27 protein-coding genes are annotated in these 26,716 nt (G+C 67.7%); 13 read left to right on the forward strand and 14 right to left on the reverse strand.

Features of this window, described 5'->3' with window-relative positions; all coding sequences use genetic code 11:
* Positions 1-57: 57 nt before the first annotated feature.
* Positions 58-531 carry a hypothetical protein gene (locus ACWEFV_RS21595; RefSeq protein ID WP_450071665.1) on the forward strand — a complete coding sequence of 158 codons (474 nt, stop codon included), beginning with the start codon at positions 58-60 and terminating at the stop codon, positions 529-531.
* 1 nt (position 532) lies between these two features.
* Here ACWEFV_RS21595 and ACWEFV_RS21600 read toward each other — a convergent pair whose 3' ends face one another.
* From ACWEFV_RS21600 to ACWEFV_RS21620, 5 genes are all read right to left on the reverse strand, one after another.
* Positions 533-1,561 carry a zinc-binding alcohol dehydrogenase family protein gene (locus ACWEFV_RS21600; protein ID WP_450071754.1) on the reverse strand — a complete coding sequence of 343 codons (1,029 nt, stop codon included), beginning with the start codon at positions 1,559-1,561 and terminating at the stop codon, positions 533-535.
* A 9-nt stretch (positions 1,562-1,570) separates the two neighbouring features.
* Entirely contained in the window at positions 1,571-1,873 is a 303-nt protein-coding gene (locus ACWEFV_RS21605; protein ID WP_135455078.1) for a GlsB/YeaQ/YmgE family stress response membrane protein, read from the reverse strand.
* A 231-nt stretch (positions 1,874-2,104) separates the two neighbouring features.
* Positions 2,105-3,133 (reverse strand): APA family fibronectin-binding glycoprotein, encoded by a 1,029-nt coding sequence (locus ACWEFV_RS21610; RefSeq protein ID WP_450071666.1) that lies wholly within the window; start codon positions 3,131-3,133, stop codon positions 2,105-2,107.
* A 235-nt stretch (positions 3,134-3,368) separates the two neighbouring features.
* Entirely contained in the window at positions 3,369-4,466 is a 1,098-nt protein-coding gene (locus ACWEFV_RS21615; RefSeq protein WP_450071667.1) for a sulfate/molybdate ABC transporter ATP-binding protein, read from the reverse strand.
* Positions 4,457-5,251 (reverse strand): ABC transporter permease, encoded by a 795-nt coding sequence (locus tag ACWEFV_RS21620; RefSeq protein WP_450071668.1) that lies wholly within the window; start codon positions 5,249-5,251, stop codon positions 4,457-4,459. Before ACWEFV_RS21620 ends, ACWEFV_RS21615 begins: the two co-directional genes overlap by 10 nt.
* A gap of 177 nt (positions 5,252-5,428) precedes the next feature.
* Between ACWEFV_RS21620 and ACWEFV_RS21625 the strand changes: the two genes are divergently transcribed.
* The 3 genes from ACWEFV_RS21625 to ACWEFV_RS21635 all read left to right on the forward strand — a co-directional run bounded on the left by ACWEFV_RS21625 (position 5,429) and on the right by ACWEFV_RS21635 (position 8,551).
* Complete coding sequence (locus ACWEFV_RS21625) at positions 5,429-6,103, forward strand: SDR family oxidoreductase (RefSeq protein WP_450071669.1); 675 nt, start codon at positions 5,429-5,431, stop codon at positions 6,101-6,103.
* 18 nt (positions 6,104-6,121) lie between these two features.
* Positions 6,122-7,048, forward strand: coding sequence for an LLM class F420-dependent oxidoreductase (locus tag ACWEFV_RS21630; protein WP_135455087.1), 927 nt, complete (start codon positions 6,122-6,124; stop codon positions 7,046-7,048).
* 129 nt (positions 7,049-7,177) lie between these two features.
* On the forward strand, positions 7,178-8,551 hold the full coding sequence (locus tag ACWEFV_RS21635) for an NAD(P)/FAD-dependent oxidoreductase (RefSeq protein WP_450071670.1): 1,374 nt from the start codon (positions 7,178-7,180) through the stop codon (positions 8,549-8,551).
* Here the strand turns inward: ACWEFV_RS21635 and ACWEFV_RS21640 are convergent.
* From ACWEFV_RS21640 to ACWEFV_RS21675, 8 genes are all read right to left on the reverse strand, one after another.
* Complete coding sequence (locus ACWEFV_RS21640; protein WP_450071671.1) at positions 8,548-9,204, reverse strand: urease accessory protein UreD; 657 nt, start codon at positions 9,202-9,204, stop codon at positions 8,548-8,550. The two genes, ACWEFV_RS21635 and ACWEFV_RS21640, sit on opposite strands and share 4 nt — an antisense overlap.
* Positions 9,204-9,890 carry an urease accessory protein UreG gene (ureG, locus tag ACWEFV_RS21645; RefSeq protein WP_135455094.1) on the reverse strand — a complete coding sequence of 229 codons (687 nt, stop codon included), beginning with the start codon at positions 9,888-9,890 and terminating at the stop codon, positions 9,204-9,206. The genes ACWEFV_RS21640 and ureG overlap by 1 nt, the downstream gene beginning before the upstream one ends.
* 29 nt (positions 9,891-9,919) lie before the next feature.
* Entirely contained in the window at positions 9,920-10,555 is a 636-nt protein-coding gene (locus ACWEFV_RS21650; protein WP_450071672.1) for an urease accessory protein UreF, read from the reverse strand.
* Positions 10,556-12,277 (reverse strand): urease subunit alpha, encoded by a 1,722-nt coding sequence (locus ACWEFV_RS21655; RefSeq protein ID WP_450071673.1) that lies wholly within the window; start codon positions 12,275-12,277, stop codon positions 10,556-10,558.
* On the reverse strand, positions 12,274-12,588 hold the full coding sequence (locus ACWEFV_RS21660; RefSeq protein ID WP_135460081.1) for an urease subunit beta: 315 nt from the start codon (positions 12,586-12,588) through the stop codon (positions 12,274-12,276). The genes ACWEFV_RS21655 and ACWEFV_RS21660 overlap by 4 nt, the downstream gene beginning before the upstream one ends.
* 7 nt (positions 12,589-12,595) lie before the next feature.
* Positions 12,596-12,898 (reverse strand): urease subunit gamma, encoded by a 303-nt coding sequence (locus ACWEFV_RS21665; RefSeq protein WP_135455099.1) that lies wholly within the window; start codon positions 12,896-12,898, stop codon positions 12,596-12,598.
* Between the two features lie 73 nt (positions 12,899-12,971).
* A complete protein-coding gene (locus tag ACWEFV_RS21670; protein WP_135455101.1) occupies positions 12,972-13,373 on the reverse strand; it encodes a PaaI family thioesterase in 402 nt (133 codons plus the stop codon).
* Positions 13,374-13,529: 156 nt separating this feature from the next.
* Positions 13,530-14,300, reverse strand: a complete 771-nt coding sequence (locus ACWEFV_RS21675) for an iron reductase (protein ID WP_450071674.1) — start codon at positions 14,298-14,300, stop codon at positions 13,530-13,532.
* 224 nt (positions 14,301-14,524) lie between these two features.
* Between ACWEFV_RS21675 and ACWEFV_RS21680 the strand changes: the two genes are divergently transcribed.
* The 6 genes from ACWEFV_RS21680 to ACWEFV_RS21705 all read left to right on the forward strand — a co-directional run bounded on the left by ACWEFV_RS21680 (position 14,525) and on the right by ACWEFV_RS21705 (position 21,536).
* Complete coding sequence (locus ACWEFV_RS21680) at positions 14,525-14,941, forward strand: BlaI/MecI/CopY family transcriptional regulator (protein ID WP_044518806.1); 417 nt, start codon at positions 14,525-14,527, stop codon at positions 14,939-14,941.
* Between the two features lie 14 nt (positions 14,942-14,955).
* On the forward strand, positions 14,956-15,927 hold the full coding sequence (locus ACWEFV_RS21685; protein WP_450071675.1) for a M56 family metallopeptidase: 972 nt from the start codon (positions 14,956-14,958) through the stop codon (positions 15,925-15,927).
* A 51-nt stretch (positions 15,928-15,978) separates the two neighbouring features.
* Complete coding sequence (gene gndA, locus ACWEFV_RS21690; RefSeq protein ID WP_450071676.1) at positions 15,979-17,433, forward strand: NADP-dependent phosphogluconate dehydrogenase; 1,455 nt, start codon at positions 15,979-15,981, stop codon at positions 17,431-17,433.
* A gap of 14 nt (positions 17,434-17,447) precedes the next feature.
* Positions 17,448-18,884, forward strand: a complete 1,437-nt coding sequence (locus tag ACWEFV_RS21695) for a GuaB1 family IMP dehydrogenase-related protein (protein ID WP_135455109.1) — start codon at positions 17,448-17,450, stop codon at positions 18,882-18,884.
* 239 nt (positions 18,885-19,123) lie between these two features.
* Positions 19,124-20,491: a hemolysin family protein gene (locus tag ACWEFV_RS21700; protein ID WP_135455111.1), complete on the forward strand. Its 1,368-nt coding sequence runs from the start codon at positions 19,124-19,126 to the stop codon at positions 20,489-20,491.
* Positions 20,484-21,536: a hemolysin family protein gene (locus ACWEFV_RS21705; protein ID WP_135455113.1), complete on the forward strand. Its 1,053-nt coding sequence runs from the start codon at positions 20,484-20,486 to the stop codon at positions 21,534-21,536. Before ACWEFV_RS21700 ends, ACWEFV_RS21705 begins: the two co-directional genes overlap by 8 nt.
* A gap of 9 nt (positions 21,537-21,545) precedes the next feature.
* Here the strand turns inward: ACWEFV_RS21705 and ACWEFV_RS21710 are convergent, their stop codons facing one another.
* The gene (locus ACWEFV_RS21710; protein ID WP_135455115.1) at positions 21,546-22,163 is read right to left on the reverse strand and encodes a TetR/AcrR family transcriptional regulator; all 618 of its coding nucleotides are present in this window, start codon (positions 22,161-22,163) and stop codon (positions 21,546-21,548) included.
* A gap of 171 nt (positions 22,164-22,334) precedes the next feature.
* On the opposite strand from ACWEFV_RS21710, the gene ACWEFV_RS21715 reads away from it, so the two are divergent.
* The 3 genes from ACWEFV_RS21715 (at position 22,335) to ACWEFV_RS21725 (ending at position 26,674) form a co-directional block, all read left to right on the forward strand.
* Positions 22,335-23,408, forward strand: coding sequence for a zinc-binding dehydrogenase (locus ACWEFV_RS21715; protein WP_450071677.1), 1,074 nt, complete (start codon positions 22,335-22,337; stop codon positions 23,406-23,408).
* 86 nt (positions 23,409-23,494) lie between these two features.
* Positions 23,495-24,397, forward strand: a complete 903-nt coding sequence (locus tag ACWEFV_RS21720; protein WP_450071678.1) for a 3-methyladenine DNA glycosylase — start codon at positions 23,495-23,497, stop codon at positions 24,395-24,397.
* 78 nt (positions 24,398-24,475) lie between these two features.
* The gene (locus tag ACWEFV_RS21725) at positions 24,476-26,674 is read left to right on the forward strand and encodes a malate synthase G (protein ID WP_450071679.1); all 2,199 of its coding nucleotides are present in this window, start codon (positions 24,476-24,478) and stop codon (positions 26,672-26,674) included.
* Positions 26,675-26,716: the final 42 nt, after the last annotated feature.

Here is a 26,716-nt window from a genome sequence, read left to right on the forward strand (position 1 = left end):
GGTAATAGATAGTCACGATCTCCGGACTGGGCATACGGAAAAATACGAGGTATCGCCGTGAACGACAACCGAATTTCTGCGACACCCGCGACCTCAGTCCGCCGTGTACCCATCCCCTGCCGCGCCTCGATCCGCGCCCGCCTGACCGCACGCATCCGGTCGGGTCGCCTCGACGCCATGCTTGCCGTCGGCGCGCCGATCACCCCGGGCAGCGCGATCGCCGCGCGCGCGGCCCGGCTGACGTCGGCCTCCGAGCGCGAGGCGATCGCCCGCGTACTGCGCCGCTGCGTGCGTGATGCCGCCAACGACACCATCTTGTGGTCGTCGCGAATCCCGTTACACCGGAAGAACATTGCCGCAGCGGAGATGATGATCGACGCGATCACCCTGCGGCTGCACTCACCTGCGCCGGTGGACGCGCGCGGCATGGCCCGGCTCAGCCGGGTGATCAATGACGGACTCGGACCGATGTACGCGTTCGGCCACGGTGACCTGAACGGCAGATTGGGCGCTGCGCTAGCCGCGCTCTGAACTACACCCGCAGCACCGCAGCACCCGCGACATGGCCGGCGCTCAGATCGGCCAGCGCCTCGTCCGCACGGTCCAGGCCGTACACGGGAGTGCTGACCGCCATCCGGTGGCCACCGGCGAACGTCAGGAATTCTCGGGCGTCGGCACGGGTGTTGGCGGTGACCGAGCGGATCTCGCGTTCCTGGAACAGGTGCCGTTGATAGTTCAAGGTCGGGATGTCGCTGAGGTGGATGCCCGCGATCGCCAGCACGCCCCCACGGTCCAGTGCCGCCAGAGCGGGCAGCACCAGATCCCCCACGGGAGCGAACAGGATCGCGGCATCCAATGGCTCAGGCGGCATGTCGGCGCTGCCCTGCACCGACGACGCACCCAGTGCCAGCGCGAGTTCGCGGGAGCGCTCGCCACGGGTCATCACATGCACGCGGGCCCCCTGCGCCAACGCCACCTGAGCGGTCAGGTGCGCACTACCGCCGAAGCCGTAGATACCCAGCCGCCCACCCTGCGGTAGGTCGGTGCGCAACAGCGACCGATAGCCGATGATCCCAGCGCACAACAACGGCGCCAGCTCGACATCGGAGTAACCGGTCGGCAGCCGGAGCGCGAATGCAGCCGGGACGGTGGTGAATTCGGCATAGCCGCCGTCAGCATCCCAGCCCGTGTACCGCGAGGACGGACAGAGATTCTCCCGACCACGCACACAGTAGGCACACCGCCCACACGTGTGGCGCAGCCAGGCCACGCCGACGCGATCACCCGGCGCGAACCCGCCGCCGGCCTCGGGGCCGACCGCGATCACCTCACCGACAACTTCGTGCCCGGGTATCACCCGCGGCCGGTGCACGGCCAAATCACCTTCCGCCACATGCAGATCCGTACGACACACCCCGCAGGCCAGGACCGCGACGAGCAGCTCGTCAGGCCCCGGTCGCGGGGTGGACACGTTAACCCGTTGCAGCGGATGCGAACTCACCGGACCCGGGCTGACGACCTGCCAGGCCGTCATGGTCCCAGCGGTTCCGGTCGGCATCAGCCGCTCCGGTCAGCTGCGCTTACGTACCAATCCGACAAGCCAGAGCAGGATCACCGATCCGAGGATCGCGGTGAACAGGGTGAACCACCACCCGCCGCCGGCAGTGTTGAGGAAAAAGCTGAGTAGGAACCCGCCGATGAGCGCGCCGATCACACCGATGACGATGTTCATCAGAATGCCCTGGCCGCCGCCCTCGACGATCTTGCCGGCGATCCACCCGGCGATCGCGCCGATGATGATGTAGCCGATCCAGCCGACACTCGTCAGTGTGGAGGAACGCGCCAGGATTTCGGTAGCCGCCATTACGTCCATTGCAGGTCTCCTGCCTGTCACTGGCCATGCTCAGCGGGCTCGCTGAGCCTCACCCAAGGTGTACCTCCCGAACGTAACGATTCGGTTGGCTGTTTGGGAACGATCAACGTTCACCTATGGGTTTCCCACGGCACAGACAGGTCACACCTGTGTGTGCAGACGAAAAATCACGTGGCTTAGAAATGTCTCACGCCGACCCTGAACAGGGCCGGCGTGAGCAATGAACGGATATCAGGCCGGGGGCTGCATCTCCGGCGGAGCGTTGGTGACCGGCACCGGCACCCCGACACCCGGACGGGCAGGCGGCGCGTTCGGGTCGGCCGGCGGCGGTGCCGCATTGGGATCGCCTGCGGGTGGCGCCGGCGGCGTCCACGGCCGGATCGAGTTGGCCAGCGTCGCGGCGGCAGCCTTGTCCACCGGATGGCTGGCCGACCCCAGCCAGACCACGAACCAGCGTTCCGGTGCGCGTTGCCCGCGCGGGGTTCCCGGGGCGGGCGGCGCGCCGACCACACCGGCCCAGATCTGGCCGTTGGGCTTGTTGGTATCGGTGAACTTCACCTCGTAGTACGAGGCGACGCCGCTGAGCCCGTTGGCGTCGAGCGGCACGGTCTCCTGATTCACCCGGGTCCCGGGGAACGGCATGAAGAACTCACCCATGTCGGAGGCCAGGCGGACGGCAGCCTTGGCGTTGTCAGACTCGGCGCCTGCGAACAACTTCAGGTCGAGGCGCCCGAGCAGCACACTGGTGTCGTTCGGCGGTTCAGGCGTGCCCTCCGGCGGGATCTTGGTCAACAACGCCTGCCCATAGGACAACTGGGTCGCGTCGGACACCTTCCAGCCTCCGGGGACGACGTAGCTGAACCCGCCTGCGGCGTTGTCGATGCGGCCGGGCTCCGGCGCGGGAGCAGCAGGTGCCGCGGCCGGGGAGTTCGGGTCAGCAGGTGCCGGGGCCGGCGCGTTCGGGTCAACGGGAGCCGGAGCCGGCGCGGGAGCCGGAGCGGGTGCATTGGGATCGACAGGCGCCGCCGCGGCCGGGGCCCCGGGAGCGGGAGCGGGAGCGGGAGCGGGAGCGGGAGCAGGTGCGGCCGGGGCACCGGGCACTGCCGGGGCGGGCGCCGGCACCGGGGGCGCCGGCTCGGGATCCGCATACGCCACCGCCGGCAGCGCAACGGCCGCGGCGGTCGCGCCGGTCATCGCAACCAGCGCCAGCTTCTTCGACAGACCTCTGCGCCGATGTGACATCGCATCCGACTCGTCCATGGGGAAGAAACTACCGTGTTACGGCCGTGACGCAAGTGTGAGTTGCTCTTAGAGTGCCAAAAAGTGCGATTGCGACAGATGAGATATGCCCAGCTAGGCAGCAGGGTGACAAGTTGCTGAAGCGTGGGTGTGTCGGGCGCCACGCCGGACCTGGCAACCCACCTTCGACACCCGCGGTGCCGCGACCCTCACAACGTGATTCGGACGTGCGCGCACATGCGTTACGCCGCGCAGGTCAGTTACTTCCGGCGCCCGCAGGGTGGACAGCAACCTCCTGCGCCTTCACCGAGAAGTACACCGTGTCCCCAGGGGTCAGTCGCAGCTCGGCGGCCGATTCGGCGGTGATGTCAGCGGCCAGGCCCGGTGCACCGTCGGGCTGTTCATCGGCCCGCACCCGGATGCCGGGCCCCCGGCTGTCCAGCTCCGCGACCGTCACCGCGACGGTGTTGCGCGGACTGCCATGTGGCTCGTCCCGGTACACCGAGACCGACGCCGGCGAGAACACCGCTACCACCGGCGCCCCGGGCCGGACCTCGACCGCCGGCGTGCCCTGCCAATTCGCTTCCCATGCGGTGACCACCACGCCGTCGCCGGCAGCCGTGCCGCCGATCAGGTTCACCCCGGCGAACCGCGCCCCGAAATGACTCTTGGGCGTCGCCAACACCTCTGCAGCAGAACCACTTTCAATGATCCGCCCGCTCTCCACCACAATCACCCGATCGGCCAGCGTGAGTACGTCGAGCAAGTCATGGGTGATCAGCACCGCACACCTGCCGCCCGTCGTCAGCACCCGCCGCAACACCCTGCGCATCGACGCGGCCACGGCCACGTCCAAACCCGCCAGCGGTTCGTCGAGCAACAGCACCTCGGGATCGGCGGCCAACGCCCGGGCCAGCGCGACGCGCTGAGCCTGGCCACCCGACAACTGGCGCGGCCGCCGGTGGGCCAGATCCGTGGCGTCGACCTCGGCCAACCACCGGTGCGCGGTCTCATGCGCGGCGCGTCGCCCGAGCCGGCGCCCGCTGCGGGCACCGAATGCCACATTGGCCAGCACACTCAGATGCGGAAATAGCAGGGAGTCCTGCAACAGCAGGCCGACCCGGCGGGCATGGGTCGGCACCTGCACACCCGCTGCCGCGTCGGTGAGCACCCGATCACCCACCTGGATGCGCCCGGCGTCCAGGCCGACCAATCCGGCGATCGAATGCAGGGTGGTCGACTTGCCCGCGCCGTTGGGGCCCAGTACCGCGAGCACCTCTCCGGCCGCCACACCGAACTCCAGGTCCAGGCCGCGGTTCTCGACGACAGCGCGCACATGCAGCGTCATGCCCATCCCCCGGCCCGCAGCCGTCGACTGCCGAGACCGATGACCACCACCGCAGCCACCACCACCAACAGCACCGACAACGCCACAGCGGCGTCGGCGTCACTCTCGCGCTGCAGGTAGATCTCCAGCGGAAGGGTGCGGGTGACGCCCTGGCGCGACCCCGCGAACGTGAGCGTGGCGCCGAACTCGCCGAGGGAGCGCGCGAAGGCCAGCACGGCTCCCGAGATCAGGCCGGGTCCCAACAGCGGGAGGGTCACCCGCCACCACACCGTCGCCGGCGACGCACCCAGCGTCGCCGCCACGACCTCGAAATCGGCGCCGGCGGTGCGGGCCGCCCCTTCCAGCGAGATGACCAGGAACGGCAACGATACGAACGTCTGCGCCAGCACGACCGCCACCGTGGTGAAGGCGATCTGCACCCCGGCGCCCTCCAGATACCGGCCGACCAGCCCGAGCCGGCCGAAGGCGTACAGCAGCGCGATGCCGCCGACCACCGGCGGAAGCACCAGCGGCAGCAGGATCAGCGGCCGCACGATCCGGGCGACGAGCCCTTCGGCGCGGGCCAGCACCAGCGCGAGCGGGACACCGAACAGCACGCACAACACAGTGCTCGCCAGCGAGGTCTCCAGACTGAGTTTCAACGCCGCGGTGGACGACGTGCTGGTGACCAGCGACCCGAACTGCGGCCAGTTCACCTTCGCCACCATCGCAACCATCGGTAGCACGACGAATATCGCGCCCGCCGCGGCAGGGAGATAGATCCAGCGCGGAAGCCGTGGCGGATTCGTCACGATGTAGCCCCGGTGACGACGTCGACGCAGATGAGAGCGCTGGGTCGGGTCATCCGCGCAACCTTAGGTGAGCCGGCACGGGCGCGCCGGGTTTCGTCTCCTAGCTACTGTCCAGTAACATTGGCCGATGGTCGCCCCCGTCCGGCGCGGCGATCCCCGGGTACATGGAGGTACATCATGGCGGAGGTGCTGGTCACCGGCGGCGACACTGAACTGGGCCGCGCGATCGCGGCAGGTTTTCTCGACGCAGGCCACAACGTGGTCATCGCCGGCGCCCGCCGCGAAGATCTGGAATTGGCCGCCAAACAGCTCGACGTCGCGTCGATCGTGTTCGACAACACCGATCCCGCCAGCCTCGAGAGCGCCCGCGCGCTGTTTCCCCATCACCTCGACACCCTTGTGAACGTCCCGGCCCCGTTGTTCGAGGCCAAGGACCCCCGCACGTTCACGCTGACCGATCTGGCCACCGCGTGGCGCAATGCGCTGGATGCCAACGTGGTCTCCGCGGTGCTGACCGTGCAGATCGTCGGCGATCACCTGCGCTCGGGCGGTTCCATCATCAACGTCGTGCCCACAAGCCCGCGTGAGGGCAGCGCAGAAGCTGCCGTCAAGGCGGCCATCGGCGATTGGACCGCCGGTCAGGCCACATACTTCGGCACCCGCGGAATCACCGTCAACGCCATCGCCCCCGGCCTGTCGGCCGAGCCCGGCTACGACGGCCTGGGCAGCACGCCGCCGTCCGTCGCCGACGAATTCGCCCGTCTCGCAGTATTTTTGAGCACCCCGGCGGCTCGCCACATCACCGGGCAGACGATGCACGTCAGCCGCGGAGCATTGGCCACTCTGGGCTAGAGGGTTACGGTAGATGGAGTGACGATCCGACTCGGACTCCAGATACCCAATTTCTCCTACGGCACCGGTGTCGCCGAACTGTTCCCCACCGTCATCGCCCAGGCGCAGGAAGCCGAGGCCGCGGGCTTCGACTCCGTCTTCGTGATGGACCACTTCTATCAGTTGCCCGGCCTCGGCACCCCCGACCAGCCGATGCTGGAGGCCTACACCGCACTGGGTGCGCTGGCCACCGCGACGCAAAATGTGCAGCTGGGCACCCTGGTCACCGGCAACACCTACCGCAACCCCACGCTGCTGGCCAAGGCCATCACCACGCTCGACGTGGTCAGCGCGGGCCGAGCGATTCTGGGCATCGGCACCGGATGGTTCGAGCTCGAGCACGACAGCCTCGGCTACGAGTTCGGAACCTTCACCGACCGCTTCAACAAGCTCGGCGAGGCGCTGCAGATCATCCTTCCGATGCTCGCCGGCGAGCGCCCGACGTTCAGCGGCAAGTACTATCGCACGGTCGAGGCGATGGCCAATCCCCGCTTCCGCGATCACATTCCGCTGATGATCGGCGGCAGCGGAGAGAAGAAGACGATCCCGCTGGCCGCGCGGCATTTCGACCATCTCAACATCATCGCCAACTTCGACGAACTGCCCCGCAAGCTCGACGTCATCCGACAGCAGTGCGAGCAGATCGACCGTGACCCGGCGACGTTGGAAACCAGCATGCTGGTGATCGCCCTGATCGGCGAGCAGTTCACCGCCGACGCCATCCCGCCCGACTTCCAGCAGCGCGCCGTGTTCGGTAGCGCCGAGCAGATCGCCGAGCAGCTCAAGACCAAGCTCTTCGACACCGGGGTCGACGGCGTCATCCTCAGCCCGGTGACCATGGGCGGATACGTGCCGGGCGGTATCACTGCCGTGGCCGAAGTCTTGAAACCACTGATTTCGGGGTAGCTGAAGTCTTGAAACACTGATTTCGGGGTAAACGTTCGGTGCGGTTGCCCATCTCACCGCGCTGCGGGGAATCGCGCCGACTAACCTATCGGTTGTATCGAGTGGCAAACACGTCCGCGAGGAGCAGCAATGAGCCATCCCGGAGCTACGGCATCGGATCGGCATAAGGTAGTCATCATCGGATCGGGTTTCGGCGGTCTGACCGCCGCCAAGACCCTCAAACGTGCTGACGTCGACGTCAAGCTGATCGCCCGCACCACCCACCACCTGTTCCAGCCGTTGCTGTACCAGGTGGCCACCGGCATCATCTCCGAGGGCGAGATCGCCCCGGCCACCCGCGTGATCCTGCGCAAGCAGAAGAACGCCCAGGTGCTGCTGGGCGACGTCACCCACATCGATCTGGAAAGCCAGACGGTGGATTCGGTGCTGCTCGGACACACCTACTCCACTCCGTACGACAGCCTCATCATCGCCGCGGGCGCCGGGCAGTCCTACTTCGGCAACGACCATTTCGCCGAGTTCGCTCCCGGTATGAAGTCGATCGACGATGCGCTGGAACTCCGTGGCCGCATCCTCGGCGCGTTCGAACAGGCCGAGCGTTCCAGCGACCCGGTGCGCCGGGCCAAGCTCCTGACCTTCACCGTGGTGGGCGCCGGTCCGACAGGTGTCGAAATGGCCGGGCAGATCGCCGAGTTGGCCGACCAGACCCTGCGTGGCAGCTTCCGCCACATCGATCCCACCGAGGCCCGGGTGATCCTGCTCGACGCCGCGCCCGCGGTGCTGCCGCCGATGGGCGAAAAGCTGGGCAAACGGGCCCAGGCCCGGCTGGAGAAGATGGGGGTCGAGGTTCAGCTCGGCGCCATGGTGACCGACGTCGACCGCAACGGCCTGACGGTCAAGGACTCCGACGGCACGCTGCGACGCATCGAATCGGCCTGCAAGGTGTGGTCGGCAGGCGTCTCGGCCAGCCCGCTGGGTAAGGATCTGGCCGAGCAGTCCGGGGTCGAACTGGACCGGGCGGGCCGGGTAAAGGTGGATCCCGACCTGACGATCCCCGGTCATCCCAACGTGTTCGTGGTCGGCGACATGGCCGCTGTGGACGGGGTGCCGGGCGTCGCCCAGGGCGCGATCCAGGGCGGCCGCTACGCGGCCAAGCTGATCAAGCGCGAGGTCGCCGGCACCAGCCCGAAGATCCGAGCCCCGTTCGAGTACTTCGACAAGGGCTCGATGGCCACGGTGTCGCGGTTCTCTGCGGTCGCCAAGGTCGGCCCGATCGAGTTCTCCGGGTTCTTCGCCTGGGTGTGCTGGTTGGTGCTGCACCTGGTGTACATCGTCGGGTTCAAGAGCCGGCTGGTGACGGTGCTGTCCTGGGGTGTGACGTTCCTGAGCACCAAGCGGGGGCAGCTCACCATCACCGAGCAGCAGGCCTACGCCCGCACCAGAATCGAAGAACTCGAGGAAATCGCGGCTTCCGTGCAGGAAACCGAGAAAGCCGCGTCCTAGGCCTCTGTGCCTTCTGCTGTCTGAGGCGGCAGCCGGTCCCCCTGCCAGGTGGCCAGGCTGCCGCCGCGGGCCAGCTCCAGCACAGTCCCGTGCGCCTCGAATGAAGCTGCGGGATAACGCAATTCGCTGATGCAGGCCCGAGGTGCGGCCAGCACATCGTCGCCCACGGCCCCGCAGCCGAGTTCGATGCGATGACGCAACAGCGGCGTCGATTCGACGTCGGCGTACAGCGCTGACGACCAGAACCCTTCCTGCTCACCGGACCTGCCGATCTGGACCCGCTCCCGTATCCGCACCTGCGCGGACTCGGCGAGTCGCAGTCGTGTCGTGGTGTGATGCACCGAGCCGCCGGCCACGACAGTCGGCTGCGGATCGAGGTCCAACTGGCCGGCCACCTCGATCTCCCACTGCGCTACCGACCGCAACGTGTGGCCGCCGGGCAGCACCATCGTCGCGGCCGCGGTGCGGATACGCAGCCGGGCACCGGCTTCCACCACCACGCGCACCGTGAGCGTGTCGCCGCCGAGCGGCGTGGCCGCCGTGGAGATCAGATGCAACGTATCGGGTTCGGTGCAGCGTCCCGCCAGCCCGCCGCGCGCCTCGATCCGCGGCAACCGTCCCGGCGAGGCCACGACAACCACGTTCGGATGCATCACGCCGACGGCGCCTGCGCGACCTTCAACTGCTCACGCACCCAGGCCAGCACCGGACCCGCCGACGGATCCTCGGTCAGTGAGATGAGCGCCGTCGGTCTGTCTGCGCGGACCTTGGCCGCGTCGCGTCGCATCACGTCCAGATCGGCACCCACCAACGGCGCCAGATCGGTCTTGTTGACCACCAGCAGGTCCGAGTACGTCACGCCGGGCCCACCTTTGCGGGGCACCTTGTCTCCGCCGGCCACGTCGACGACGAAGATCTGAACGTCCACCAGGCCCGACGAGAACGTCGCGGTGAGGTTGTCACCACCGGATTCGACGAGGATCAGGTCCAGTGCGGGGTTCGCCTCGATCAGGTCGTCGATGGCATCGAGGTTGGCGGTGATGTCGTCTCGGATCGCGGTATGCGGACATCCCCCGGTCTGGACCGCGGCGATCCGCTCGTCGGGCAGCACCGCATGCCTGCGCAGGAAGTCGGCGTCCTCGGTGGTGTAGATGTCGTTGGTCAGCACGGCCAGCGACAGGTCATCGCGCAACTGCCGGCACAGGGCAGCCACCAGCGCGGTCTTTCCGGACCCGACGGGGCCGCCGACGCCGATGCGCAGCGGCTCGCCGGGGTGGCGCACCCGCTTGGGCCGGTCGACGTGGGTGTGGGGCTCGCCGTCGAGGAAATGCGGTGGCATGGTGGGCCTTTCGAGATCGAACTACGGGTTTACGAGACGAACAGCGGCCGGTCACGTTCGGTGTGCCGCTGCGCCAGGACGTCGAGCAAGGGATCGGACAGGTCGGCCAGTCCGGTGACCGCCTCGGCCGCCACCGCGTCACACAACCCCGACAGCTCGAAGGTCAGCGCCGCGACATCGGCCGGATCCAACGCGAGCAGACGCTGCGCGGCGGTGGCCGAGCCGGTCATGGTGGTGTACACCACCGACAGTGCCGTCTGGCCCGGATCCAGCGCGGCGGCTGCCCCGACGGCGCCGGCCGCCACCGGCAGATGCGGCCGGGGTCCGAGCGCGTCCCACGACTCCTGAGGCCAGACCCGCCGGGCCAGCCGGACCAATCCGCGGCCCTGGGCGCGCGAGGCCTCGCGCGCCGCCGGAGCTGGTGTGCGGGCGTCGGTTTCGACGTCGGCAACCTCGGGGCCCAGGGTCCCGGTCTGCACCGCCACCGCGATCGAGGCGGCGACCAGCCCGCTGGTGCGAACCCGCCGGACCAGGTATGCGCGCACGGTGGCGACGTCGGTGAGCAGACCGCTGGTGATCGCCTCCTCGACGCCACCGGAGTGCACGTGACCGCCGGTCGGCAACCGCGAGTCGGCCAGGGTCAGAAGCGTTGCCAGGCTGCTCATCTAGAACAGGAAATATCGCTGGGCCATGGGCAGTTCGACGGCGGGCTGTTCCTGCCAGACCTGCCCGTCGATCCGAACGGTGAAGGTATCCGGCTCGACCTCGATGTGCGGCAACGCATCGTTGAGCGGCATCTGCGCCTTGCCTACTTGCCGAACGTTCTTGACCGCAGCCAGCTTTCGACGAATGTCGAGGCGGTCCGCCAAGCCGTCCCCGATGGCCTGCGGTGCGACGAAGTGCACGGAGGTGGCGGCCGCGGCGGCCGGGGCCGCACCGAACATCGGCCGCGGCAGCACCGGCTGCGGGGTGGGGATGGACGCGTTGGCGTCACCCATCGCCGCCCAGGCGATCATGCCGCCCTTGATCACCGCGTGCGGGCGCACTCCGAAGAACGCGGGTTCCCACAGCACCAGGTCGGCCAGCTTGCCGACCTCGACCGACCCGACCTCATCGTCGAGGCCGTGCGCGATGGCCGGGCAGATGGTGTATTTCGCGACATACCGGCGGACGCGGTTGTTGTCGGCCTGACCGTCCCCTTCGAGAGCTCCGCGTTTGCGCTTCATCACGTGCGCGGTCTGCCAGGTCCGCAGTACCACCTCGCCGACTCGCCCCATCGCCTGCGAGTCGCTGCCGATCATCGAGATGGCCCCGATGTCGTGTAGTAGATCCTCGGCAGCGATCGTCGACGGCCGGATCCGGCTTTCGGCGAATGCCAGGTCCTCGGGCACGCTCGGATTCAGGTGATGGCACACCATGAGCATGTCGAGGTGCTCGTCGAGGGTGTTGACCGTGTGCGGCCGGGTCGGATTGGTGGAGCTGGGCAGCACATTCGGATGCGAGGCGACGGTGATGATGTCGGGTGCGTGCCCGCCACCGGCGCCCTCGGTGTGATACGCGTGGATGCCGCGGCCCTTGATCGCGGCCAGCGTGTCCTCGACGAAACCGGCCTCGTTGAGGGTGTCGGTGTGAATGTTGACCTGCACCCCGGCGGCTTCGGCGACCGTGAGGCAGGCATCGATGGCCGCCGGCGTGGTGCCCCAGTCCTCGTGCAGCTTGAATCCCGCTGCGCCACCACGCAACTGCTCCCACATCGCCTCGGAACTGACAGTGTTGCCCTTGCCGAGCAGCGCGACATTGAGCGGCCAGGAATCCAGCGATTCGAGCATCCTGGCCAGGTGCCAGGCGCCCGGGGTGACCGTAGTCGCCTTGCTGCCCTCGGCCGGGCCGGTACCGCCGGCCACGATCGTGGTGATGCCGCCGCCGAGGGCCTCTTCCATGATCTGCGGACAGATCAGGTGCACGTGGCAGTCGATCGCGCCGGCGGTCAGGATGCGACCGTTGCCCGCGATGATCTCGGTCGACGGACCGACGACCAGATCCGGGTGCACACCGGTCATGATGTCGGGGTTGCCGGCCTTACCGATGGCGGCGATGCGGCCGTCGCGGATCCCGATGTCGGCCTTGATGATTCCCCAGTGGTCGATGATCACCGCGCCGGTGATGACGGTATCGGGCGCGCCGTCGGCGCGAGTCGCCCGCGACTGCCCCATCGACTCACGCAAGACCTTGCCGCCGCCGAACACCGCCTCGTCACCGGCCAGGCCCGGGCCGCCACTGCGGTCCTCGGTGATCTCGATGAACAGGTCGGTGTCGGCCAACCGGATCCGGTCACCGGTGGTGGGGCCGAACAGTGCCGCGTAGCGGGCCCGGGTCAATTCGGTCATTCGGTTCCCAATCGGCCGGGCGGGTCGAGACTGATCCCGTGAACCTCGCGGGCGCCGCCGAGTGGAACCAGTGAAACGCGCTGGGCGACACCGGGTTCGAATCGAACCGCGGTACCGGCCGGGATATCGAGGCGGTGACCGCGGGCAGCGGACCGGTCGAAGTCCAGGGCGGCGTTGGCCTGCGGCAGGTGCACATGGCTGCCGACCTGCACCGGACGGTCACCGGTGTTGACGACGTCGAGCATCAACCGCGGCGCACCGGCATTGAGCGCGATGCCACCGTCACCGAACACGATCTCGCCGGGAACCATGGCGATCTCAGGCAATCGGGTGGTGGACGGTGACCAGCTTGGTGCCATCGGGGAAAGTGGCCTCGACCTGCACGTCATCCAGCATCTCGGGCACTCCCTCCATGACCTGCTCGCGGGTCAGCACATCGCGTCCGCTAACCATCAACTCGGCAACCGTCCGACCGTCACGGGCACCTTCCAACAGGTGATCGGTGATCACCGCGACGGCCTCGGGATGGTTGAGCAGCAAGCCGCGAGCCTGTCTGCGCCGCGCCAGTTCCGCGGCATACGAGATGAGCAGACGATCCTGCTCATGCGGGGTCAAACGCATAGTGCGCGATCCTGCCACGGCGAGCGGGGTTCGGCAGCGCTCGCTGTCCCGGCCCGACCGGCGGGCGAATTCGCTACTCGGGAATGTTCTGCAGCCGAACCTGACCGCGGGCCACGAGCTTGCCGTTCTCATCGGTGATGGTGATCAGCCACAGCTGCTGGCGGCGGCCCCGGTGGATCGGCTCCGAAACCGCTGTGACAGTGCCGGATCCGATCGCGCGCAGGAAATCGGTGTTGTTGTTGACCCCGACCACGGTGCCGCCGCCGTTTTCCGACAGCCACACATGGGCCGACACACTGGCCAGGCTTTCGACGATCGAGCAGTACACGCCACCGTGCACGATGCCCCAGGGCTGCAGCAGCTTGTCATGGATCGTCAGCTGTGCGCGGCCGCCGTCGGGGGTGAGCTCGAGATAGGTGAGGCCTAGTTCGGTGTCGAAACCTTTGCCCAGACCTTCGGGGAAATCAGTGGTCACAGTCCTCGTGTCTACACGCCGTATTGCCACAAAGATGCGGGCGGGTCCCGCGCATCAAACGCGGGACCCGCCCTCGAGCGGACCGGGGGTCTCTGCAGCCCTCAGGACTCCGGCACGGTCCGTTAGTCTCGTCCCTACATACTAGGCAAGGCTATCCTAATTAAGCAAGACCTTCCCCGCCCGGCCCGAGCCGCGGACCGGCAGACCGAACCCCACCAGGGCATCGAGCACCGCCTGGCCACGCCGCATGCTCACCACCTCACTGGACCCGGCCAGCAGCGGGACCTGGGTGGCCGCACCGACCACTGCCGCGCCCACCATGTGCCACATGGTCGCGACCGACACAGCGCCGTCACTGATCTGCACCAACCGGCCGAACAGCGGCTCAAGCGCGCGATGACTGCGATGCGCCACCCAGGTGGTCAGTGCGGCCTCGCTGGGCAGCGCGACGATCCCGTCATGGGATGCGTTGACAAACCGGGCGGCCCGGCCCGCGAAATAGGGGTCTTCGGGCAGCCCACGCAGGGTCGGATCGATGACACCGACCCAGTCGATCGCCCCCTCGGAATCGACGTGGACCCAGAGGTTCTCCAGGCCTGTGTCCCAGGCCCGCCCTTCCAGCACCAGCAGCGGCACCACCCGGCCGATCACCACATGGGTGAACGTGGCAGCCAACTGCTGGGCGACGGCGGCGCGATTACCCGTCTCGGCCATCGCGGCGTCGAACATGCCTTGCAACCGATCGGCGGACAACGCCTCGGCCAGCGGCCACCACCGCCGGCGCGACAGGTCCCCCACGACGGCCACACCGTAGACCCGCGGACACTCCGGATACAGCTCACGTAAACGCCGACTCGACTCGTGCAACGGCAGCGTCCGCTCGATGGCCATACCCGCGATCAGCGGATCTTCGATCAAGACCGTCATGTCACCTCCGAAGGCTCCAGTTTGACTTAGGTTAGCCTTACTATAGTCACGTGAAGGATGAGAGCTACCTCCTGTGACTCGATTCACAACGGACCCCATATATGGCGCTGACCTTGCCCTAAACCGCTTCGGAAGGCAGTTGGAGCGCCGTCGCCAAACGCATACGACGCGCGGTAGTAAACCCGTAGTACGCTGGCTTTACTGCTCAGGAGAGTGAACGGAACATGGCCAAAATGACGCGTCTCGGGGAGCTTGAGCGCGAGGTGATGGACCACTTGTGGTCCGCGCCCGAACCCCAAACAGTGCGCCAAGTCCATGAGGCGCTGGCCGCCCGCCGCGACTTGGCCTACACCACGATCATGACCGTGCTGCAACGACTGGCGAAGAAGAACCTGGTCGTACAGCACCGCGATGACCGTGCGCACCGCTATGCGCCCACCAACGGCCGCGACGAGCTGGTCGCCGGCCTGATGGTCGATGCCCTCGACCAGGCCGCGGACTCCGGCAGCCGCCAGGCCGCCCTGGTCCATTTCGTCGAGAGAGTCGGTGTCGACGAAGCCCGGGCACTGCGCCGGGCGCTCGCCGAACTGGAGAGCAAGCACCAGCTGCCCCCACCGGCTGGCAATTCGGGCACTGCCTGAGAGAGACTTACGGCGTGTCCGCGCTGGCCTTCACTCTCGTCGCGCTGGCCCTGGTGGGACCAGTGCCGGCAGTGCTGGCCCGTGCGGCGTGGCCGCTGCGCGCCCCTCGTGCGGCGATCGTCCTGTGGCAATCGATCGCACTGGCCGCGGTGCTCTCGGCCTTCTCGGCCGGTATCGCGATCGCCAGCCGCCTGTTCGTTCCCGGTCCTGACGGCCGGCCGACCGCAACCATCACCAGTGAGATCGACGCTCTCGGTTTGCCGTTGTGGCTGCTCTACGTCGTGGTGTTCACCCTGACCCTGTTCATCGGCGGGCGGCTCTGCGTAGCGGTGATCCAGGTGGCGGTGGCCACCCGGCGCCGCCGCGCCCATCACCGCATGATGGTCGACCTGCTCAGCAAGTCGCGCGACGCGGTGCCGGCCCACCTCTGTACGGCCCACCGCCCGCTCGCCGGCGACGGGTTGCGCATCCTCGACGTCGCACAGCCTCTCGCCTACTGCCTGCCCGGGGTCCGCAGTCGCGTCGTGGTCAGTGAGGGAACACTGACCACGTTGTCCGACAACGAGGTCGCCGCGATCCTCACCCATGAGCGGGCCCACCTGCGCGCACGCCATGATCTGGTCCTGGAGATGTTCACCGCCGTCCACGCCGCCTTCCCTCGGTTCGTCCGCAGCGCCAACGCCCTGGACGCGGTCCGGCTGCTGATCGAGCTGCTGGCCGACGACGCCGCGGTACGGACCGCGGGCCCCACTCCCCTGGCCCGGGCGTTGGTCGCCTGCGCGGCCGGCCGCACCCCCTCCGGCGCGCTGGCCGCCGGCGGACCGACCACCGTGATCCGGGTGCGCCGCCTCGGCGGCAAGCCCAACAGCGTGGCCATGGCGGTCACCGCCTATCTGACCGCGGCCGCGGTTCTGGTGGTACCCACCGTCGCCGTCGCCGTCCCCTGGCTCACCGAGCTTCACCGCCTGTTCTCCGGACTCGGATAAAGCGCTGCACGACAGGCGTTCTGCTACAACAAAACAACGAAAGGCTGCTGCATGAGCAAGACCAGCACTTCCGGTACGGCGCAGATCGGAGTCACCGGCCTGGCCGTGATGGGCTCCAACCTCGCTCGCAACTTCGCCCACCACGGCTATACCGTTGCGCTGCACAACCGGTCGATCGCCAAAACCGATGCACTCCTGGCCGAACACGGTTCCGAGGGCAAGTTCGTGCGCAGCGAGACAATCGCGGAATTCCTTGACGCCCTGGAGAAACCACGCCGGGTGATCATCATGGTCAAGGCCGGCGACCCGACCGATGCCGTGATCAACGAGTTGGCCGACGCCATGGAGCCCGGCGACATCATCATCGACGGCGGCAACGCCCTCTACACCGACACCATCCGCCGCGAGAAGGCGATCCGCGAGCGCGGCCTGCACTTCGTCGGCGCGGGCATCTCCGGCGGTGAGGAGGGCGCACTCAACGGCCCGTCGATCATGCCCGGCGGCCCCGCCGAGTCCTACAAGTCCCTCGGCCCGCTGCTGGAGGAGATCTCCGCCCACGTGGACGGTGTGCCGTGCTGCACCCACATCGGCCCGGACGGGGCGGGGCACTTCGTGAAGATGGTGCACAACGGCATCGAGTACTCCGACATGCAGCTCATCGGCGAGGCCTACCAGTTGCTGCGCGACGGGCTGGGCAAGTCCGCGCCCGAAATCGCCGACGTGTTCGCCGAATGGAACAAGGGCGAACTGGACAGCTACCTGGTCGAGATCACCGCCGAGGTGCTCCGTCAGGTCGACGCCAAGACCGGCAAGCCGCTGGTCGACGTGATCGTGGACGAGGCCGAGCAGAAGGGCACCGGGCGCTGGACCGTGAAGTCCGCACTCGACCTCGGGGTTCCCGTCACCGGTATCGCCGAAGCCGTGTTCGCGCGGGCACTGTCCGGTTCGGTCACCCAGCGCAAGGCCGCCACCGGTCTGGCCTCCGGCGAGCTCGGTGCAATGCCCGGTGACGCAAAGCAGTTCACCGAGGATGTGCGCCAGGCGCTGTATGCGTCCAAGATCGTCGCCTACGCACAGGGCTTCAACCAGATCCAGGCCGGCAGTGCCGAGTACAACTGGAACGTCAATCCCGGCGATCTGGCCACCATCTGGCGCGGCGGCTGCATCATCCGGGCCAAGTTCCTCAACCGGATCAAGGAAGCCTTCGACGCGGAGCCGGAGCTGGCCACATTGCTCGCCGCCCCGTACTTCCGCAGCGCGGTGGAGTCGGCGATCGACAGCTGGCGCCGCGTAGTGGTGACCGCCACCCAGCTCGGTATCCCGGTCCCCGGTTTCTCGTCGGCACTGTCCTACTACGACGCGCTGCGCACCGAGCGGCTGCCCGCGGCACTGACCCAGGGCCTGCGCGACTACTTCGGCGCGCACACCTACGGACGCACCGACGCCGAGCCCGGTCAGAAGTTCCACACGCTCTGGAGCGGCGACCACAGCGAAGTGCCTGCCTGAGTAGATTCGTTGGTGTGAGGTTTTTGAACGGACACATCCCGCCGTACGACCTGACCTACAACGACGTCTTCGTCGTGCCCGGACGGTCGGATGTGGCATCGCGCTTCGACGTCGATCTGTCCACCTCCGACGGGTCCGGCACCACCATCCCGGTGGTGGTGGCGAACATGACGGCGGTGGCGGGTCGACGCATGGCCGAGACGATCGCCCGGCGCGGCGGCATCGTGGTGCTGCCGCAGGACCTGCCGAGCGGCGTGGTCGCTGACACCGTGCAGTTCGTCAAGAGCCGCGATCTCGTGGTGGACACGCCTGTGACGCTGGGCCCGGACGACTCGGTGTCCGACGCCGCGGCGTTGCTGCACAAGCGTGCGCACGGCGCGGCGGTGGTGGTGTCCGAAGGACGCCCGATCGGACTGGTCACCGAGGCCAATTGCGCCGGGGTGGACCGGTTCGCCCGGATCCGTGAGGTCGCGGTGACGGACTTCGTCACTTCGCCGGTGGGCACCGATCCCCGGAAGGTATTCGATCTTCTCGAGCACGCGCCGATCGATCTCGCGGTGCTCACCGAGCCGGACGGCTCCCTGGCCGGCGTGCTGACCCGCACCGCTGCGGTGCGGGCCGGCATCTACACCCCGGCCGTCGACTCCGCCGGGCGGCTGCGCATCGCCGCAGCCGTCGGCATCAACGGCGATGTCGGCGCGAAGGCCCGCGCGCTGGCCGAGGCCGGGGTCGACCTGCTCGTCATCGACACCGCCCACGGTCATCAGCTCAAGATGCTCGACGCGATCAAGTCGGTGGCGGCCCTGGATCTCGGCCTGCCGCTGGCGGCGGGCAATGTAGTCTCCGCCGAGGGCACCCGCGATCTCATCCAGGCCGGCGCCACGATCGTCAAGGTCGGCGTGGGGCCCGGCGCGATGTGCACCACCCGGATGATGACCGGCGTCGGCCGGCCGCAGTTTTCCGCAGTCGTCGAATGTGCCGCTGCGGCAAAGGAACTCGGCGCTCACGTGTGGGCCGACGGCGGAGTGCGGCACCCGCGGGACGTGGCGCTGGCGCTGGCCGCAGGGGCGTCGAACGTGATGATCGGCTCCTGGTTCGCCGGAACCTACGAGTCCCCCGGCGACCTGATGCACGACCGGGAGGAACGCCCGTACAAGGAGAGCTACGGCATGGCCTCCAAGCGTGCGGTGGCCGCCCGGACCGCCGGAGACGGCCAGTTCGACCGGGCCCGCAAGGCCCTGTTCGAGGAGGGCATCTCGTCCTCACGGATGAGCCTCGACCCGGGCCGCGGCGGTGTCGAGGACCTGCTCGACCACATCACCTCGGGGGTGCGCAGCACCTGCACCTACGTCGGCGCCACCAACCTCGCCGAGCTGCACGAGAACGTGGTGCTGGGCGTGCAGTCGGCCGCTGGTTTCGCCGAGGGGCATCCGCTACCGACGGGCTGGTAATCCGCCGAGTCGCGATACTATTGGGTTTCCTGGATACCGAGTGGACGATGGCAGATTGACCATTTCGCCCGCTCGGTCAGATCGAACGAAAGGGTTCACGTGCCGCAGGCACCCACCGAGGCCTCCGGTTCTGAACTGGCCTTCCGGGTGGAACAGCAGTCACTTCTGAGCGCCGAAGCTGACGACCCCTCTTCTAGTCGGCCGGGCCCCGGGCCCGGCGTACCCCTGGTGAGAATCTGATGGGCAGCTCAGCGGACGTGTTTCTCTCGTTGCTGTCGATCCTGGCGATCGTCCTGCTCACCTTCGGCACCGCGGTGTTCGTGGCCGCCGAGTTCTCTCTGACCGCACTCGAGCGCAGCACGGTCGAGGCCAATGCCCGCACCGGGGACCGCCGCGACCAGCTGGTCCGCCGCGCCCACCGCACGCTGTCCTTCCAGCTCTCCGGGGCCCAGGTCGGCATCTCGATCACCACCCTGGCCACCGGTTATCTCGCCGAACCCGTCGTCGGGGAACTGATCCGCCCCGGCCTGGATGCCATCGGCATTCCTGCCAGATTCACCGGCGGCCTGTCCCTGTTCCTTGCCATCCTCATCGCGACGTCACTGTCGATGGTGTTCGGCGAGCTCGTGCCGAAGAACCTGGCGGTGGCCCGCCCGGTCCCGACGGCCCGCGCGTCGGCACCGTTCCAGCTGCTGTTCTCGATGCTGTTCACCCCGGTCATCCGGCTGACCAACGGCACCGCCAACTGGATCCTGCGCCGGCTGGGCATCGAACCGGCCGAGGAGCTGCGGTCGGCGCGCTCGGCGCAGGAACTGGCGTCACTCGTGCGCAACTCGGCCCGCAGCGGGTCGCTCGACCCGTCCACCGCGTTGTTGGTGCACCGCTCGCTGCAGTTCGGCGAGCGCTCCGCCGAGGAACTGATGACCCCGCGCTCCAAGATCGAGGTCCTCGACGCAGGCGACACCGTCGCCGACCTGATGTCGGCGGCGATCCGCACCGGCTACTCCCGATTCCCGATCGTCGAGGGCGACCTCGACGAGACCATCGGCGTCGTCCACATCAAGCAGGTGTTCACGATTCCGCGCGAGGACCGGGACAAGACCCGGCTGGCCGCCCTGGCACTGCCGGTGGCCACCGTGCCGTCCACCCTCGACGGCGACGCCGTGATGACCCAGATCCGTGCCAACGGATTGCAGACCGCGCTCGTCGTGGACGAATACGGCGGCACCGCGGGCATGGTGACGGTCGAGGACCTGATCGAGGAGATCGTCGGCGACGTGCGCGACGAACACGATGACGCCACCCCCGACGTGGTGCCGGCCGGGGACGGCTGGCAGGTATCCGGGCTGCTGCGCATCGACGAGGTGGCGACCAGCACCGGATTCCGGGCTCTCGAAGGCGAATACGAGACCATAGGAGGCCTGGTCCTGCAGGAACTCGGCCACATACCGGAGCCCGGCGAATCCGTGGAGCTCGCCGCCTTCGATCCCGACGGAGACCCCGACAAACCGACGCACTGGCTGGCCACGGTGGTGCGGATGGACGGCCGTCGCATCGACCTGCTCGAGCTGACCAGCCTCGGCCACCGGGAGAACAGTCATGGGTGACATCCTCGGTGTGCTGTTGACCGTGCTGCTGCTGGCCGCCAACGCCTTCTTCGTGGCCGCGGAGTTCGCGCTGATCTCGGCCCGCCGGGATCGGCTGCAGGCCCTGGCAGAACAGGGCAAACGCAGCGCCGTCACCGTCATTCGGGCCGGCGAGCGCCTTTCACTGATGCTGGCCGGCTCTCAGCTGGGCATCACGATCTGCTCGATCCTGCTGGGCCGGGTCGGCGAACCGGCCGTGGCGCATCTGCTGGAGAAGCCGTTCGCGTTGGTCGGCGTGTCCGACACCGTGCTGCACACGGTCTCGTTCTTCGTCGCGCTGGCCATCGTGGTGATCCTGCACGTGCTGCTCGGTGAGATGGTGCCGAAGAACATCGCCATCGCGGGACCCGAAACCGCCGCGATGCTGCTGATCCCGCCATATCTGGTCTACATCCGCGCGGCCCGGCCGTTCATCGCGTTCTACAACTGGTGTGCCAACGCCACCCTGCGGGCGTTCCGCGTCGAACCGAAGGACGAGCTGGAATCGGCCGTGTCGACCGTCGAACTGGCCGAGATGATCGCGGAGTCGGTATCCGAGGGCCTGCTCGACACCGAAGAGCACGGTCGGCTGACCCGGGCCCTGCAGACCCGCAGCCGCTCGGTCAGCGATGTCGCGATGCCGTTGAACGAGATTCACGCCATCCGGGTGGCCGCGCCGGGTTCAGGACCGACCGTCGGCGATGTGGAGCGGGCCCTCACCGAGACCGGGTACTCACGCTTCCCGGTGGCGGATTCGTTCGGCGAGTTCATCGGATATCTGCACATCAAGGATGTGCTGCCACACATCAACGACCCCGATGCGGTGCTGGATGTGTCCATGGTGCGTCCGCTGCCGCGGGTCCCGGCCTCGACGCCGCTGCCCGACGCATTGTCGCGGATGCGGCGGAGCAACAGTCACCTCGCGCTCGTGACCGGAGCGGACGACACCGTCACCGCGATGGTCGCACTGGAGGACCTGGTAGAGGACCTGGTCGGAACGGTGCGCGACGGTACGCACCGCATCTGAGCGCGGGGACTATCCCCCGGGTCGATCGAGCAGGCCACGCAGAATCAGGTCGGCCAGTTCGACGGCCGCACTTTCGATGGCCTGTTCCGCGTCGTCGATCCCGCGCACGCACACGGCGTACAGGGCTGCCCCGCCGATCGCATCCATGATGGTGTCGACATTGACCTGCCGACGGACCAGCCCCTCAGAGGCGGCGGCGGTCACGAGTGACGCGAGCTGCGTGCGCGCGGCGGCGTCGAGCCGCTCCGTCATGAGCCTGCGGATGTCGGAGTCCGCCCGCAGATCGGTCAACAGACCCGGAATCGATTCCCGCACAGCGGGATCGCAGAACATCAGAAATGCACCGCGACACAGCCGGGTGACCTCGGTGGCGACGTCGTCGCTCGGGGCAGCGGGGTCCAGATCCGGGAACACCGCTTCGTGGACCAGGAGCGCCTTGGATTTCCACCTGCGATAGATGGTCGGCCGGCTGACCCCGGCCGTGCTGGCGATCAGGTCGATGGACGTCGCCGCGTAGCCACGCTGCACCAACAGTCGGCGGGTCGTACTCAGCACGGCCTGATCGATCGACGGATCTGGACGTGACCCCTGCCGCCGATGGCGAGTGCCGGCCGAACGCGTCGCCACGCTGTCTCCTCACATCGCCGGGCAGGTCAGCCGAGTCTGGCACACCGTCCATCTCCAGCGGCGCCACCACCTATTGCCATGGTGCCACATTTGTTGTTACATCGTGTAACAACAAATATTCATAGGAGCCCAAGCGACTTCCCTCAACATCAACCATGAAATGGAGAAACAGTGAACGAGACTGCAGCCAAACCGATTTCGGCTGAAGCCTGGGTGGCCACTGCCCTCGGCGATCCGGCGAAGGTGCTCGAGCGCCAGACCGTGGAGGTCCGCGCACCCGGGCCGGGTGAGATCCGGGTCGCGGTGCGGGCCTTCTGCCTGAACTTCAACGACATCGACGTCATTCAGGGCCGGTACACGACCATGCCCCTGCAGCCGCCGTTCATCCCCGGCATGGAGGCCGTGGGCGTCGTCGAGAGCGCCGGGCTCGGCGCCGAGCACCTGGTGGGCCGGCGCATCGTGGGCATCCCGTCGATGGCCTTCGGCGGGTACGCCTCGTACGCGATCGTCGATGCGGCGACCGCCCTCGAGCTGCCCGACTGGGTCAGCGACGCCGACGGAGCCGCCCTGCACTACCCGTTCCATCTGGGTTGGTTCGCGCTGCACGAGAGGGGCCGGCTCAAGCCCGGCGAGACGCTGCTGGTGCACGCGGCGGCCGGTGGAACCGGATCGGGCGCGCTGGTGCTCGGCAAGGCTCTCGGCGCCCGCGTGATCGCCACCGCGGGCAGTGACGAGAAGCTCGACTTCTGTCGCCGGCTCGGTGCCGACCACGCCATCAACTACCGCAACGGCGACTGGGTGGAGCAGGTCATGGACCTCACCTATGGCCGCGGCGTGGACGTCGCATTCGATGCGGTCGGAGGGAGCGTGACCACCGATACCTTCCGCTGCATGGGTTTCAACGGGCGTCACCTGATGGCCGGATTCGCCGAGGACATCGCGCTGGAGGACGGCGACTACCTCTCGCCGCGTCCCATCGCCTACGGCAACTTCGACGTGTGCGGGGTATGCCTGGTCTACGTGACCGACCCGCTCGCGGTCCGCCGCACCCTCGGGTTCAACTGGCCCGCCCGCTCCGAGGGCCTCGATGCCCACGTCAAGTTGCTCGAAATGCTGCGTACCGGGGCCATCCAGACCGTCATCGGCGCCCAGGTGGCCTGGTCGGACCTGCCGGCACAGCTGGAGCGGATGCAGGCCCGGCAGACCACGGGCCGGCTGGTGGTCACCACCGGCGCGCACGGCTGAGCCCGCAACGCCACAGGTAGGCTCAAGCCGCACGGCGGCGGCGGGCCACCCAGTGGAGGAGACATGGAAGAGCGACGGGATGCACCATGCCCGGGCTGACCCTTCCGGGTGTCGCCGAAGCCGAAGAGGTATTGGCGGCCCCGGACTGGGCGGCCCGAGCAGAATCACACCGGCGCCGCACCGACGACTTCCTCACACCACACCTGCGCCGCCAACACGCCGGTGAACCGCATCCGGTATGGGATTTCCTGTTCACTTATTACAGCCTCCGTCCCCGGCAGCTACGGCGATGGCATCCGGGGTTCGGGGTGGTACTCGCCGGCGAGAACGCCGGCTCCTATCTGCAACGCACCGGGTACGGCCGACACCCGCACGGCGTCACGGTCCGGGACGAATACCTGCGCTCGCGCATCGAGACGGTCCGATTCGTGGCACGTCTGATGCGCGCGACCGCCACCCGGGCACCCCGGATGAACTGCTTCGGCCTACATGAATGGGCAATGGTCTACCGGACTCCCCAGCTACGCCACGACCAGGTTCCACTGCGCCTCGGCACCGCCGGAACCGATGCCGTCGTCGAATCAATGCCGTTGCGGTGCAGCCACTTCGATGCATTCCGGTTCTTCACCGACGCTGCCGTTCCCCGCAACGACCGGCAACTGAGCCGGGACCAGCAGATCGACACCGAACAGCCCGGCTGCATCCACGCCGCCATGGACACCTACAAGTGGGCCTACAAACTGGGTCCGCTGGTGCCGTCGGAATTGGTGATGGACGCGCTCGATCTCGCGGCCGACGCGCGGGCGCTCGATATGTGTGCCAGCCCATACGACTTGAAGCAGTATGGTTTCGAGCCGATCGCCATCGAAACACCGGCCGGGCGTGCCGAATACGTCAGGGCCCAACAGCGCATCGCCGAGCGGGCGGCTCCGTTGCGGGTCACTCTGGCAAACCGGTGTGAGCTGTTGCTCACCAGGCTGGACGGCTGAAAGGCCGACGTTACCAATGGGTAAGCTGGATAAACGGCAGGCATCGCACGGTGCCTGGAGCCGAGGGAGGAAACGCGCATGACCAATCGCGTGACTGTCGGAAACCTGCGCGTTGCACAGGTGCTGCACGACTTCATCACGAACGAGGCACTGCCGGGCACCGGCGTCGACCCGGACAGCTTCTGGTCCGGCGTCGACAAGGTCGTCGCCGACCTCACCCCCAAGAATCAGGACCTGCTGGCCCGTCGCGACGATCTGCAGGCGCAGATCGACAAGTGGCACCGCGCCCACGTGCTCGAGCCGGTCGACCCCGAGGCCTACAAGCAGTTCCTCACCGATATCGGCTACCTGCTGCCCGAGCCCGCCGACTTCACCATCACCACCTCCGGCGTGGATGACGAGATCACCTCGACCGCCGGCCCGCAGCTCGTTGTGCCGATCCTCAACGCCCGTTTCGCGCTCAATGCCGCCAACGCCCGCTGGGGCTCGCTCTACGACGCGCTGTACGGCACCGACGTCATCAGTGAGGAAGACGGCGCCGAGAAGAGCAAGGGCTATAACCAGGTCCGCGGCGACAAGGTGATCGCCTATGCGCGCAACTTCCTGGATCAGGCCGTGCCGCTGACCGCGGGCTCGTGGAGCGATGCCACCGGTCTCAAGATCGACGAAGGCCAGTTGCTCGTCGAGTACGGCGACGGTCTGTCCGCCGGCCTGGCCACCCCCGAACAGTTCGTCGGTTACACGGGTGAACTCGGGCAGCCGCAGTGGTCGGTGCTGCTGGTCAACCACGGCCTGCACATCGAGATCCTCGTCGACCCCGACTCCCCCGTCGGCTCCACCGACGCCGCCGGCATCAAGGACGTCGTCCTGGAATCCGCGATCACCACGATCATGGACTTCGAGGACTCGGTGGCCGCCGTCGACGCCGATGACAAGGTGCTCGGCTACCGCAACTGGCTGGGCCTGAACCGGGGCGATCTAACGGAAGAGGTCGCCAAGGGCGGCAAGACCTTCACCCGCGTCCTCAACCCCGACCGCACCTTCACCACCCCCGACGGCGAGGGCGAGCTGACCCTGCCCGGACGCAGCCTGCTGTTCGTGCGCAACGTCGGACACCTGATGACCAACGACGCGATCGTTGATGCGGACGGCAACGAGATCCCCGAGGGGATCCAGGACGCGCTGTTCACCGGACTGATCGCCATGCACGGGCTGAAGTCCACCGAAGAGAACGGCGAGCTGACCAACAGCCGGACCGGCTCGGTCTACATCGTGAAGCCCAAGATGCACGGCCCCGACGAGGTCGCCTTCGCCTGCGAGCTGTTCGGCCGCGTCGAGGACGTCCTGGGCCTGCCCGGGGGCACCCTCAAGGTCGGCATCATGGACGAGGAACGCCGCACCACGGTCAACCTGAAAGCCTGCATCAAGGCAGCGGCCGACCGCGTGGTGTTCATCAACACCGGCTTCCTGGATCGCACCGGCGACGAGATCCACACCTCGATGGAGGCCGGCCCGATGATCCGCAAGGGCGGCATGAAGACCCAGCCGTGGATCAAGGCGTACGAGGACAACAACGTCGACGTCGGCCTGGCCACCGGCCTGGCCGGTAAGGCCCAGATCGGCAAGGGCATGTGGGCCATGACCGATCTGATGGCCGACATGGTCGAGCAGAAGATCGGTCAGCCCAAGGCCGGCGCCACCACCGCGTGGGTGCCGTCGCCGACCGCGGCCACGTTGCACGCGATGCACTACCACCAGGTGGACGTCGAGGCCGTGCAGAAGGAACTGGCCGGCAAGAAGCGCGCCACGATCGAAGAACTGCTGACGATCCCGCTCGCGGACTCCTCCCTGACCTGGTCACCCGAGGAGATCCACGAAGAGGTGGACAACAACTGCCAGTCGATCCTGGGCTACGTGGTCCGCTGGATCGACGCCGGCGTCGGCTGCTCGAAGGTGCCCGACATCCACAACGTCGCGCTGATGGAAGACCGCGCCACGCTGCGGATCTCCAGCCAGCTGCTGGCCAACTGGCTGCGTCACGGCGTCATCACCGAAGAGGACGTCAAGGCCAGCCTGCGCCGGATGGCCGCCGTCGTCGACGAGCAGAACGCCGGTGATCCCGACTATCTGGCGATGGCACCGAACCCGGATGCCAGCATCGCGTTCGGCGCGGCGCAGGAGCTGATCCTGTCCGGGGCCCAGCAGCCCAACGGCTACACCGAGCCGATCCTGCACCGGCGCCGCCGCGAGTTCAAAGCGAGCACCGCCGGGAAGTGATTAGACTTCGGCGGGTCCGGATGACTAGTCGGCGCGAGACGT

It is taken from the genome of Mycobacterium sp. NPDC004974 (genome assembly GCF_053600815.1).